Source organism: Mesorhizobium sp. M6A.T.Cr.TU.014.01.1.1 (assembly GCF_004022765.1).
GTDB lineage: Bacteria > Pseudomonadota > Alphaproteobacteria > Rhizobiales > Rhizobiaceae > Mesorhizobium > Mesorhizobium mediterraneum.
The window spans coordinates 1-12,124 of record NZ_RZPG01000027.1 but is presented as its reverse complement, the minus strand read 5'-3'; the positions used below and the strand labels follow the sequence as shown (position 1 = coordinate 12,124).

Sequence of the window (12,124 nt, the reverse complement as noted above, 5' to 3'; positions counted from 1 at the left end):
GCAGCGCTATGATCGGTCCGCCTTCAGCACCGAGACGGCCACTTCGCTGTTGTGGACATATTCATTGGCGTCCGGCTGCTTTTGCACGAGCAGGATGAACAGCAAGTCCGTCAGTGTCAGCTGCGCATCGCGTGCGGTGATGGACGAGGAACGTGCACGCTCTTCGTCGGCGATAGTGTAGAGACGGATGTCGGCGACGCGGCTCAACGGATTGTCATGCAGGCCGGTGACGGCGATCACCGTCGTGCCGCGCTTGCGGGCAAGTTCGGCCATCCGCAAGGTTTCGATGCTGGCACCGGAATAGGAGAGCGCGAACAGCACGTCGCCGGGTCCGAGCGTCGAGACATTGGCCATCTGCACATGGCTGTCGCTGTCGTGCAGCACGTTGCGGCCGAGCTTCATCAGCTTGTAGGAGAAATCGCGCGCCACCAGCGAGGAGGCACCGACACCGACCAGATGAATGCGACGCGCGCGGTCCAGCATTTCCAACGCCCTGGAGATGATCCGCTCGCTGTTGGCGGCGACGGTCTGCTGCATCGACAGAAGCTTGCTGCCGGTCAGCTTCTTCAGGATGATCTGGAAGCTGTCGCCAACCTCGATCGAGCCGTGGATCACTCCAGCCGGCACTTGCCATTCCTGCGCCTTGGCCTCGCTGACGGCGAGCTTGAGTTCCTGATAGCTGACATAGCCCAGCTTCTGGCTGAACTTGACGACGCTCGACTGGCTGCGGCCGATCTCGGCCGCGAGAGCCGCCGTCGACAGGCGCAGCATCTGGTCCGGGTTGTCGATGATGAATTGCCCGATCTGGCGATCACCGGGCGCCATGGTTTCGAGCTTGGCCTCGATCTTCTTCAGGACGGACATGCGTTCCCTTGTCGCCAGTTGCAGGCAATGCCAAGCCAAGGAATAAATTATTCCGGACACGATTGACAGCCAGGAATGATCCATCGACTCTCGAAGTCGATGCGACCAGCCCAGATTCGGGCATGAAAGACTCCCCGCAAGCGCGTAAGCTCGCATAGATCTCAGGTCAGGTTCCAGAGCCATGGACAAATTGCGGATCGTCGGCGGGCAAAGGCTGCAAGGCGCGGTGACCATCTCCGGCGCGAAGAACGCGGCTCTGCCACAGATAGCGGCAGCGCTGCTCAGCCCCTATCCGCTGGAGCTGACGAACCTGCCTGATGTGACCGATGTGGAAAATATGCTTGGCGTGGTGAGACTGCACGGCGCCGAGATCACCAGATCAGCCCATGCCGCGACGATCGACACCAGCAAGGCCGTTTCCAAGGAGACGTCCTACGACACGGTGCGGAAAATGCGCGCGACGGTGCTTGTTCTCGGACCGCTGCTTGCCCGCTTCGGGCATGCCAGGGTTTCGCTGCCCGGCGGATGCGCGATCGGCGCACGACCGGTCGACATGCATGTCGCGGCGCTCGCCGCCCTTGGCGCCGACATTGCCATCGAGAACGGGCTGATCGTTGCGTCGGCGTCGGGCGGGTTGAGAGGCGCGCGCATCGTTTTGAGCTCGCCGTCGGTCGGAGCGACGGAGACCGCGATGATGGCCGCGACCGCGGCGAAGGGCGAGACCGAAATCCTCAATGCGGCGCGCGAACCGGAGGTGGCGGACCTCGCCGCCTGCCTGAACGCCATGGGCGCCCGGATCGAAGGTGCGGGCACGCACCGCATCCTGATCGAGGGCAGCAGCAACTGGCGTGCTGCCACGCACGACATCATCCCGGACCGGATCGAGGCCGGCACTTACGCGATTGCCGCAGCCATCACTGGTGGCCAGCTCGAGCTGACCCATGCGCGGCTCGAGCACATGGCATCGGTGGTGCAACTGCTCGAGGCCACCGGCGTGAAGGTCTGGCCCGGCGATCGCGGACTGATCGTGTCGAGGGACGGACCTCTGAGGGCGGTCGACTTGACGACGGAACCCTATCCTGGCTTTCCGACCGATCTCCAGGCCCAGTTCATGGCGTTGATGTGCTGTGCCGACGGCGCGGCGCTGTTGCGCGAGACGATCTTCGAAAACCGCTTCATGCATGTGCCCGAGCTGACGCGGCTCGGCGCCAACATCAAGCTGCAAGGGACCATGGCGCTGGTGCGCGGAGGCGAGAAGCTGAAAGGCGCGCAGGTGATGGCCACCGATCTGCGCGCTTCCGTCTCGCTGGTGCTGGCGGCGCTGATCTGCGAAGGCGAGACAGTCATCAACCGCGTCTACCACCTCGACCGTGGCTATGAGCAGCTGGACCGCAAGCTCCGCCTGTGCGGCGCCCAGATTGAGCGGATAAGCGGATGAGTGCCAGCGCGGCGTCTGCGCATTATTTCCTGGGCGTCGACGGCGGCGGAACCGGCTGCCGCGCCCGCATCGAAGACGAAGCGGGAACGGTGCTGGGGCAAGGCTTGTCGGGCCCGGCAACAACGCGGCTCGGCATTGACGCGGCCTGGGCCTCCGTTGCCAAGGCGTTTGGCGCGGCGATCGAGGAGGCGGGTTTCGGGGCGGCGGAGATCGCCCGGATCCGGGCAGGAATTGGTCTCGCCGGCATCGGGCGCAAGGGCGCACTCGAGGCGTTTCGGGCGATCGCACGTCCCTTTGCCAGCATCGACTTCGTCAGCGACGGCGTCGGCGCCTGCCTTGGCGCCCATTCGGGCCAGGACGGCGCCATCGTCATCGCCGGCACTGGCTCGATCGGCATCGGTTTTGTCGACGGGCGCGACCTGCGCGTCGGCGGCTACGGTTTTCCGATCTCCGACGAGGGGAGCGGCGCCGATCTTGGACTGAAGGCCGTGCAGCTCGCCTTGCGCGCCCACGATGGCCGGCACGAGCGCACGGCGCTGCTGGCGGAGGTCATGCAGCGTTTCAAGGACGACCCGATCGAGGCGGTCGCCTGGATGGACCGCGCCACAGCGACAGACTATGCGGCCTTCGCACCCATGGTGATCCGCCACGCCGACCAGGGAGATCCGGTTGGACGACGGATCGTGCAGGGTGCGGCCGAGCAGGTCGATACTTTCGTGCGGGTGCTTTTCGAAAAAGGCGCGCCACGGGTGACGTTGCTTGGAGGGTTGTCCAGCCCGCTCGAGCCGTGGCTTTCTCCCGACGTCCGCCGGCGTCTGAAGCCCGCCGATGGCGACGCGGTTTCAGGGGCCATCATCCTGGCCAAAAATTCCCTCGGCGACCGATAGCGTTCCAACATAGGAATATTATATTCCATCATCCGTTGACACTGAGAATATTCAATTCTAGAAAGTTAACAAAGCAGAAACCGGGACAGCCGACACGAAGCCAATGTCAACCGCTGGCACTGGTCGACGCTTGGCGCGGCATCAGATTACTTATTGCCGACGGCAAGAACTTTGAAAGCAAGCGGATGAGCGAACAAAGGTTGATGTCGGAGCTGGAGCGGTTGGTTTCCGAGGATCGGAACCCGAAGACGATGGATATCGACCTGCTGCCGACCATCGATATCCTGCGCAAGATCAATGACGAGGACAGAGGCGTTCCAGCTGCCATCGAGAAGGTCATTCCGGAAATCGCCGCCGCCGTAGACCGGATTGTGGCTGCTTTCCAGAAAGGTGCGCGGCTTGTCTATATGGGTGCCGGCACGAGCGGCCGGCTGGGGGTCCTCGATGCCTCGGAGTGTCCGCCGACCTTCGGCGTGCCCGAGAGCATGGTGGTGGGCCTGATCGCAGGCGGTCCCGATGCGCTGGTGCGGTCCGCCGAGGGCGCGGAGGATGATCCAAAACAGGGCATGAAGGCTCTGCAGGAGATCAATCTCACCGCCGACGATGTGGTGGTCGGCATCGCGGTCAGCGGGCGCACGCCCTATGTCATCGGCGGCTTGACCTATGCACGGCAGGTGGGAGCGACGACCGTGGCGCTCTCCTGCAACGCCAAATCGATCATCGCCGGCCTTGCCGACATCGCCATCTCTCCGCTTGTCGGCCCCGAGGTTCTCACCGGCTCGACCCGGCTGAAGTCGGGAACGGCGCAAAAGCTCGTCCTCAACATGCTGACGACCGCCAGCATGATCCGCATCGGCAAGAGCTATCAGAACCTTATGGTGGACCTTAATCCCAGCAACAAGAAGCTCGTTGCCAGGGCCGTCAGGATGGTGATGCAGACGACCGGTTGCGCGGCGCAACAGGCACGACAAGCACTCGACCAGACCGGCAATGACGTCAAGCTGGCGATACTGGTGACGATCACCGGCACGGGCGTCGAAGAGGCGCGCGAGGCGCTTGGCGCTGCCGGAGGGTTCCTGCGAAAGGCGATAGGCGAAAAGACGGTGTGAAGCCGCATGGATACTGGGCCGACAGACTGGGCCCGATAGACTGGGCCGACATTCTGGGGACGCGTGTCTCTTTGAAGCGGACCGGGGAACTGCAAGGCATCGAGTTCGATCACAATGGGAGACGACGATGGTACAGCACCTTACCAAGAAACTGCTTTCCGGCATGACGCTACCTGGCATTGCCTTGGCGGCGATGCTCGGCATTGCGGCAGTCCCGGTGCAGGCGGATGCGGCGACGTTGCGTATGGCCTGGTCACAGGACGCCACCGGGCTTGATCCGCACAAGCAGACGGCCTTTTCGTCACTGCGGCTGCTGGAGCTGATCTACGAACCGCTGGTGCGGCTCGACGCCAGCCTGCAGATCACCCCGGCCATCGCCGATTCCTGGCAGTTCTCGGCGGACGGCAAGGAGCTGACCTTCAAGCTCAATCCGAAAGCAAAATTCCAGAACGGCGCGGCGGTGACGTCGGCCGATGTAAAGGCATCGTTCGAACGGATACTCGACGAGAAGACAAGTGCAGCCGCCCGCGCCAACTTCCTTTCGATCGCCAGCATCGATACGCCAGATTCGGCCACCGTCGTGTTTCACCTGTCGCAGCCGGATGTTCCGATTCTGACGGCGATGAGCGACATCAACGCAGCCATTGTCCCTGCCAGCGAAATCGCCGCCGGGTCGATCGGCACGACGACGATCGGCTCGGGTCCGTTCAAGCTCGAGAAATGGGATCCGAATTCCAAGGAAGTGCTTGTGGCCAACAAGGACTGGGCCGGTGGCGCGACCGGCGTCGACGGCATCGACATCTCGGTGCTTCCGGACGAGACGGCGATCCTGGCGGCGCTGCGCACCAAGCAGGTCGATTTCGCGCTGCTCAACGACCCGCTTGTCGCCACGCTGGTTCCAAAGGAAGCCAGCCTGCAATTGAACCGCGTGCCGGTTCTTGCCTATCACGTGCTGCAGCTCAATCCGTCACGCAAGCCGATGACCGAGCTCAAAGTGCGTCAAGCCATCTCTTGCGCCATCGACCGGCAGGAGGTGCTGGACACCGCCTCGCTTGGCGAAGGCAAGATCACCGGTCCGCTGACGATCCCTGCTCTGGCGACCGATCCGAACCAATTGTTCTGCTACACGCGCGACGTCGAGAAGGCCAAGAAGCTGATGGCCGAGGCCGGCTATGCCGACGGCTTTTCGGCGAGCGTGATCGGCGCCACCGGCGAGCCGCCGACGGCGGCGGCCGAAGCCCAGGTCATCCAGTCGCAGCTCGCCGAAATCGGCGTCAAGCTCGACATCAAGATGATGGAGCTCAATGTCTATGTCGATGCCTGGCTGAAGGGCGACTTCGACATGGCCATCGCCTTGAACGGCGGCAGGGCCGATCCCTACACGATGTACAATCGCTACTGGACCAAGGCCGGAAACTTGCAGAAGGGGGCGAACTATATCGACGACACGCTCGACGGACTGATGCAGAAAGGCCGCACCGAGACCGACCCGGCGGCACGCAAGGTGATCTTTGGCGATTTCGAGAAACATATCACCGAGATGTCGCCCTGGATCTGGCTCTACACCTCGTACAGCTATACGGCCCAGCAGAAGAATGTCGGAGGGTTCGTGCCGGTGCCGACCGGATCGCTGTTCAGCCTCGCCAAGGTAACGCTCCAGCAGTAACCAACTCCGGCTTCGGACCTATCGCCCGAGAGGTATTCTTCGCGTGAACTATCTGATGCGACGGCTGGCGACGTTTCCTCTCGTCCTGATTGGCGTGTCCGTTCTCGTTTTCGTGGCGATCCGGATGGTTCCGGGCGACTCGATCACGGCGATGCTGGGGACCGAAGCCGGCCTCCTTACGCCCGCGCAGCGTGATGCGCTTGCAGCCTATTTCGGCATCGATCAGCCCTGGTTCATCCAGTACTGGCGCTGGCTGCTCGGTCTCTTGCACGGCAATCTGGGCATCTCGGTCACCTATGGCAAGCCGGTCCTCGACGTTATCCTCGAGCGCTTCCCGCTCACGCTCGAGCTCGCGCTGCTGGCGATGATCATCGCGCTTGCGGTCGGCATGCCGGCGGGGGTTTTCGCCGCCACGCACAATGAGAAGCTATCGGATCTCGGCGTGCGCGTGGTCGCGATGATCGGTCAGTCGACGCCGAATTTCGTTCTTGCCCTGCTGATCATCTACACTCTGTCCGCCGGCTTTGGCGTGCTGCCGGCAATGGGCGCGTTTTCGCCCCTGTGGCAGGATCCGCTGCGCAATCTGGGCCAGCTGCTGCTGCCCGCGGTGACGCTTGGATTTGCCTTCGCGGCCTCGGTAACCCGCATTTCGCGGTCGGCCATGCTCGACGTGCTGAGCGACGACTATGTCAGGACGGCCCGCAGCAAGGGCGCCTCCAACCGCAGCGTCATCTGGCGCCACGCCCTGCCGAATGCGCTGATCCCAGTCGTCACGCTGAGCGGCATCGAGTTCGGCTACCTCCTGGGCGGCGCCGTCATCGTCGAGCAGATCTACGCGCTGCCGGGTCTCGGACGCATGGTCCTGGATGCGATCCTGCAGCGCGACTATGCGCTGGTGCAGGGAAGCGTCCTGTTCATCGCCTTCAACTTCATGATCGTCAACCTCCTGGTCGACCTCGCCTATGTCGCGCTCGATCCGCGCATCCGGCTGGGGGAGCGCTGATGCGTATTCTGCGCGCCATCTTCGCGCATACCAGCGGCCGGATCGGCGGCGCGATCGTCGCGCTCTATCTGCTGCTTGCGATCCTCGGAATGCTGGGACTGACGCCGCACAATCCGCTGATGCAGTATCGCGTCGACCGGCTGCATGCGCCCGACAGCGCCTACTGGATGGGCACGGACCTGTTCGGCCGCGATGTGGCAAGCCGGCTAATGATCGGGATCGGCCAATCCTTCACGGTGGCGTTCTTCTCGGTCGCTTTCGCAACGCTCGCCGGCACCATCCTCGGGCTGGCGGCAGCGTGGTTCGGACGCCGCTGGGACGGCCTGCTAATGCGCATCATGGACGTGCTGCTGGCGTTCCCGGCGATCCTTCTGGCACTGCTGATCGTCACAGTTGCAGGGCCGGGAACATGGACCAGCATCGTTGCCATCGCCATCGTCTACACGCCGATCTTCACGCGCGTCGTGCGCGGCCCTGCGCTGTCGCTCAAGGCGCGTGAATTCGTCGACGCCGCGCGCACCTTCGGCTCCAGCTCAAGCTACATCCTGACCCGGCATCTGCTGCTCAACCTCGTGGCGCCGTTGACCGTCCAGGTAACCCTGGCGCTGGCCTGGGCATTGTTGACGGAGGCCGGCTTGAGCTTCCTCGGCCTTGGCACACAGCCGCCCGCCGCGTCGCTCGGTCTGATGCTGAGCGACAGCCGCAACCTCATGGAAACAGCCCCCTGGCTGATGATCTTCCCGGGGCTCGCCATCATGGTCAGCATCCTGGGCTTCAACCTGCTTGGCGATGCCTTGCGCGATATCCTCGATCCGAAGATGCGGAGGTCGATTGCGTGATCCCGCTTCTGTCCGTCACCGACCTGCACGTCGGCTTCGGCCGCAACCCTGAAGCCAATGAGGTCGTTCGCGGCGTCAGTTTCGACCTCGCCGACGGCGAGACATTGGCAATTGTCGGCGAAAGCGGCTCGGGCAAGTCGGTCACCGCTCTGTCGATCAACCGTCTCGTCGACTATGGCGGCGGCCGCATCACCGGCGGCTCGATCAAGCTGAGACGGGCCGACAACAGCGTCTTCGACCTGTTGACGGCGACCGAGCCGCAACTGACAAAGATCCGCGGCGCCGAGATCGGCATGATTTTCCAGGAGCCGATGACCTCGCTCAATCCGGTGCTGACCATCGGCACGCAGATCGAGGAATCGTTTCGCCTGCATCGCGGCCTGACCGGCCGGCAGGCTACGGCTGCAGCAAAGGATGCGCTCGATCGCGTGCGCATTCCGGATGCGGCGCGGCGGCTGGAATACACGCCGAACCAGCTGTCGGGCGGGATGCTGCAGCGCGTGATGATCGCCATGGCGCTCGCCTGCAATCCGCGCCTGCTCATAGCTGACGAGCCGACGACGGCGCTTGACGTGACGGTGCAGGCGCAGATCATGGCGCTGCTCGCCGAGCTCAAGCGGGAAACCGGCATGTCGATGATCTTCATCACGCACGACATCGGCCTGGTCGCCGGCATCGCCGACAAGATCATGGTGATGCAGGGCGGCGAGGCCGTCGAGCAGGGCGAGTTGAACCAGATACTCGACCATCCGCAGCACCCCTACACGCAGCATCTGCTGCACGCCGTGCCGCATTTCGCCAGCGGTCGCGCGACGCGCTCGGACGGGCGACGCGAACAGGACAAAGGCACCGAACCCGCGCTGAAGGTCGACGGCCTGGTGGTGCGGTTTCCGGTCAAATCAGGTTTCTTCAGCCGCGCCAGCGGCGCCGTGCATGCGGTCGACGGCGTCGATTTCGACCTGATGCCCGGCGAGACACTGGCCATCGTCGGCGAGAGCGGCTCCGGCAAATCCACCACCGCGCGCGCGATCCTGGGGCTTGTGCGGTCGACGCGCGGCACATTCTCGGCCGGCGCGCGGAAGGCTGCCGCCGAGCAGAGCGCCCTGCCAGTGCAGATGGTGTTCCAGAACCCCTACGCTTCGCTCAATCCCAGGCTCAGCATCGCCAGCATTCTGGCGGAACCGGTGATCGCCACCGGCCGTGTGAACGCGCAGACGCGGGAGAAAATGGCCGCGCTGCTGAAACGCGTCGGCCTGCCGGAAAGTAGTCTTGAACGATACCCGCACGAATTCTCGGGCGGCCAGCGGCAAAGACTGTGCATCGCCCGCGCGCTGATGCTCAACCCTTCCGTCGTCGTCCTGGACGAAGCGGTCTCCGCGCTCGATGTCTCGGTGCAGGCCAGGGTTCTGGAGCTGTTGGTCGACCTGCAGCGCGAGTTCGGGCTGGCCTATCTGTTCATTTCGCATGACATGGCTGTCGTCGAGCGGATCGCCCACCGCATCGCGGTCATCTATGCCGGCCAGATCGTCGAGATCGGCGACGCCACATCGGTGTTGTCGGAGCCGAAGCATTCCTACACGAAGAAGCTCATTGCGGCGGTTCCCACCATCGACCGGCGGCGCGAGCATTTCGAACTGGACACGCGCCAGGTCCCCTCGCTTGTGCGGCCGCTGGGATTTGAACCGGAGCCGGCGAGGTGGGATGAGTTCGGGCCGGATCACAGAGCGAGGGTGGAAGCGTGATGCATGTCGCCCAAAATTATCCAGACGCAGCGGGACAGCACCCCCCTCTGTCCTGCCGGACATCTCCCCCTCAAGAGGGGAGATTGGATATCGCCTTAGGTTTCGCCAATTTTCAACGCGGAAAGAAATGGACGGCGGCGCCAAAACTGCCAATCTCCCCCCTTGAGGGGGAGATGTCCGGCAGGACAGAGGGGGGTGGGAAGGATCGCTGCATCTCAGAGGGAGGCCAACTATGACCGGCCTAGCCCGCCTCTTAGACCGCGCCTTCGCCCCTCTCGAAGTGGCCGTGGCGGCATCTCGCATTCCGGGCGGTGTGTTGGGCCTCGTCGAGCGCGGTGGTGCCCGCATCGTCCGGGCTATTGGCTCGGCCCAGATGGTGCCTAATGTCAGGCCGATGCATGTCGAAACCTGGTTCGATCTCGCCTCGCTGACCAAAGTCATCTTCACGACGCCGCGCATCCTGGCGCTGGCGGAAGAAGGCGTCATCGATCTCGACGCACCGCTGATCTCGGTCCTATCAGATCTTCGCCAGTATGATGAAAAGGCCTGGGAGCGGAAGGTGACGTTTCGCCAGTGCCTCGGCCATCAGACGCCGTTTCCCGCCGTTGCGCCGATCTACACCTATGGGCGGGACCCCGACCTGCTGCGCGCCTTCGTCCTGCAGCGCGAATGGCAGGCCGGGGAACCGGTCTATTCCGACATCAATTTTATCCTGCTCGGCTTTGCCCTGGAGCGCGTGTCGGGAAAGGCCATCCGCGAGATGGACCCCGGCCCGGGCTTTGCGTTCTCCGCTGAGCCGGATCAAACGGCGGCGACGGAAGACTGCACCTGGCGTCATCGCGTGCTCTGCGGCGAGGTCCACGACGACAATTGCTCGGCGCTGCAAGGTGCGGGTCACGCCGGGCTGTTCGGAACGGCGGCGTCTATCCTCGACTTTGCACAAGGGTTGCTGGATGGGACCGGCGCATCCGAGCGTTCGATCGCGCTGATGCGCATGCCGCTCTCTCCGACGCGCACCCATGGCTGGGAGCGACCCTATGAAGGCTGGTCCGGCGGCCGGCTGTGCAGCCCTGGGACGATCGGGCATACCGGCTTTACCGGCACCGGGCTGTGGATCGACTTCGACAAAGGCAAGGCATGGATCTTGCTCACCAACCGGATCCATCCGACACGTCATTTCAACAGCGGGATCGCAGCGCTTCGCCAATCGGTCGGCGATCTCGTCAACGGAGCCTAGGATAGTTATGGAACCAATCTGGGCCGTCGGCCTGATGACCGGCACCGTGCTGGACGGTAATATCGATGTTGCGCTGATCAAGACCGACGGCGAGCGGATCGCGGATTTCGGCACCTACACGCTGGCGCCCTACCCCAGGTCGATCCGGACCCTGCTGGAGGAGACGCTAGATCAGGCCAGGGTGTGGAATTTCACCGGACCGGAACCGGCGATTTTTCGCGAGGCCGAAGAGGCGCTGACGCGCGCCCAGTCCGCGGCGGTCAAAGACCTGGTCGAAAGCTACGGTCTGACGATGGCCGATATTGGGGTCGTCGGCTTCCATGGCCAGACGGTGCTGCATCGCGCGCCGCAAGTCGGCCGGCTCGGCCAGACCCGCCAGCTCGGCGATGGCGCTTTGATGCATGCCATTCTGGGTACCAAGGTGGCCTATGACTTCCGCTCGGCCGACATGCGCGCCGGCGGGCAAGGCGCGCCGCTGTCCGCCGCCTATCACGCGGCGCTTTTGCGCGATGCCGATACCAGCGGCGACACGGCTGTGCTCAATCTCGGCGGCGTTGCCAACATCACCTGGTGGGACGGCAAGGACAATGTCGTCGCTTTCGACACCGGGCCTGCCAACGCGCCGCTGAACGATTTCATCAAGTCGAAGGGTTTGGGTGAGATGGACCGCGACGGCGCATTGGCCCGCGCGGGCACCGTCGACGAAGCCCGGCTGGTCAAGCTGTTGCAGCATCCCTATCTGGCCAAGCCCTATCCAAAATCGCTGGACCGGTTCGATTTCGGCGCGGCCATGGCGGACGGGATGAACGCTGAAGATGGCGCCGCGCTGCTCACGGCCTTCACCGCCGCAGCCGTCGGCAAAGCGCTCGACCTTCTGCCGCATCGGCCGAAGCGGCTGGTGGTCAGCGGCGGCGGCCGCCACAACCCGACGATCATGGCCATGCTTGCCAGCCGCGCCGGCGTCGAAGCCGTGCCGGCGGAGGCGCTCGGCTGGAAAGGTGACGCGGTCGAGGCGGAGTGCTTTGCCTTCCTTGCGGTTCGCGTGCTCAGGGGCCTGCCGATCAGCTTCCCGACCACCACCGGTGCGCCACAGCCGATGCGCGGCGGGCGCCTTGCCGGCTAACTAGAGCGGTTCACGGCTTGATGGAATCGAAGGGGATTCCAGATTTGTGGGTTTTGTGATTCAAGATGCTGGCTGGAGTGGAGGCCAGCATCTGATGACTCGACCCCTTTCCAATGATCTTCGCGAGCGGGTGGTGGCGGCGGTTTTGAGTGGTGAAAGCCGCCGGTCTGCCGCCAAACGGTTCGGCATTTCGGCTTCGGCGGCGGTGAAGCTGTT

10 protein-coding genes and 1 pseudogene are annotated in these 12,124 nt (G+C 63.8%); 10 read left to right on the top strand and 1 reads right to left on the bottom strand.

All coding sequences use genetic code 11. The annotated features are described in order from the left end of the window. Positions 1–6 precede the first annotated feature (6 nt). Positions 7–864, bottom strand: coding sequence for a MurR/RpiR family transcriptional regulator (locus EN885_RS25765; protein WP_128243563.1), 858 nt, complete (start codon positions 862–864; stop codon positions 7–9). A 181-nt stretch (positions 865–1,045) separates the two neighbouring features. Here EN885_RS25765 and murA point away from each other — a divergent pair, with 181 nt between their 5' ends. The 10 genes and pseudogenes from murA to EN885_RS33890 form a co-directional block, all read left to right on the top strand. Then, positions 1,046–2,302, top strand: coding sequence for a UDP-N-acetylglucosamine 1-carboxyvinyltransferase (gene murA, locus EN885_RS25760; RefSeq protein WP_128243562.1), 1,257 nt, complete (start codon positions 1,046–1,048; stop codon positions 2,300–2,302). Further along, entirely contained in the window at positions 2,299–3,189 is an 891-nt protein-coding gene (locus EN885_RS25755; protein ID WP_128243561.1) for an N-acetylglucosamine kinase, read from the top strand. The genes murA and EN885_RS25755 overlap by 4 nt, the downstream gene beginning before the upstream one ends. A 185-nt stretch (positions 3,190–3,374) precedes the next feature. Beyond that, positions 3,375–4,298, top strand: coding sequence for an N-acetylmuramic acid 6-phosphate etherase (gene murQ, locus EN885_RS25750; RefSeq protein WP_128243560.1), 924 nt, complete (start codon positions 3,375–3,377; stop codon positions 4,296–4,298). A 127-nt stretch (positions 4,299–4,425) separates the two neighbouring features. After that, positions 4,426–5,964, top strand: coding sequence for an ABC transporter substrate-binding protein (locus EN885_RS25745; RefSeq protein ID WP_128243559.1), 1,539 nt, complete (start codon positions 4,426–4,428; stop codon positions 5,962–5,964). Positions 5,965–6,007: 43 nt separating this feature from the next. Further along, positions 6,008–6,967, top strand: coding sequence for an ABC transporter permease (locus tag EN885_RS25740; protein ID WP_126103425.1), 960 nt, complete (start codon positions 6,008–6,010; stop codon positions 6,965–6,967). After that, complete coding sequence (locus EN885_RS25735; protein WP_126103426.1) at positions 6,967–7,806, top strand: ABC transporter permease; 840 nt, start codon at positions 6,967–6,969, stop codon at positions 7,804–7,806. The genes EN885_RS25740 and EN885_RS25735 overlap by 1 nt, the downstream gene beginning before the upstream one ends. Next, entirely contained in the window at positions 7,803–9,548 is a 1,746-nt protein-coding gene (locus EN885_RS25730; RefSeq protein ID WP_128243558.1) for an ABC transporter ATP-binding protein, read from the top strand. Before EN885_RS25735 ends, EN885_RS25730 begins: the two co-directional genes overlap by 4 nt. A 232-nt stretch (positions 9,549–9,780) precedes the next feature. Then, a complete protein-coding gene (locus EN885_RS25720) occupies positions 9,781–10,785 on the top strand; it encodes a serine hydrolase (protein WP_128243557.1) in 1,005 nt (334 codons plus the stop codon). Positions 10,786–10,792: 7 nt separating this feature from the next. After that, positions 10,793–11,908 carry an anhydro-N-acetylmuramic acid kinase gene (locus tag EN885_RS25715; RefSeq protein WP_128243556.1) on the top strand — a complete coding sequence of 372 codons (1,116 nt, stop codon included), beginning with the start codon at positions 10,793–10,795 and terminating at the stop codon, positions 11,906–11,908. Between the two features lie 94 nt (positions 11,909–12,002). Further along, positions 12,003–12,124 (top strand): annotated as a pseudogene (locus EN885_RS33890) (IS630 family transposase); the annotation flags it as partial.

Bases quoted from the DNA above. Each gene is read 5' to 3' on its own strand.
- EN885_RS25765 (WP_128243563.1), bottom strand. From the start codon at position 864: ATGTCCGTCCTGAAGAAGATCGAGGCCAAGCTCGAAACCATGGCGCCC.
- murA (WP_128243562.1), top strand. From the start codon at position 1,046: ATGGACAAATTGCGGATCGTCGGCGGGCAAAGGCTGCAAGGCGCGGTG.
- EN885_RS25755 (WP_128243561.1), top strand. From the start codon at position 2,299: ATGAGTGCCAGCGCGGCGTCTGCGCATTATTTCCTGGGCGTCGACGGC.
- murQ (WP_128243560.1), top strand. From the start codon at position 3,375: ATGAGCGAACAAAGGTTGATGTCGGAGCTGGAGCGGTTGGTTTCCGAG.
- EN885_RS25745 (WP_128243559.1), top strand. From the start codon at position 4,426: ATGGTACAGCACCTTACCAAGAAACTGCTTTCCGGCATGACGCTACCT.
- EN885_RS25735 (WP_126103426.1), top strand. From the start codon at position 6,967: ATGCGTATTCTGCGCGCCATCTTCGCGCATACCAGCGGCCGGATCGGC.
- EN885_RS25720 (WP_128243557.1), top strand. From the start codon at position 9,781: ATGACCGGCCTAGCCCGCCTCTTAGACCGCGCCTTCGCCCCTCTCGAA.
- EN885_RS25715 (WP_128243556.1), top strand. From the start codon at position 10,793: ATGGAACCAATCTGGGCCGTCGGCCTGATGACCGGCACCGTGCTGGAC.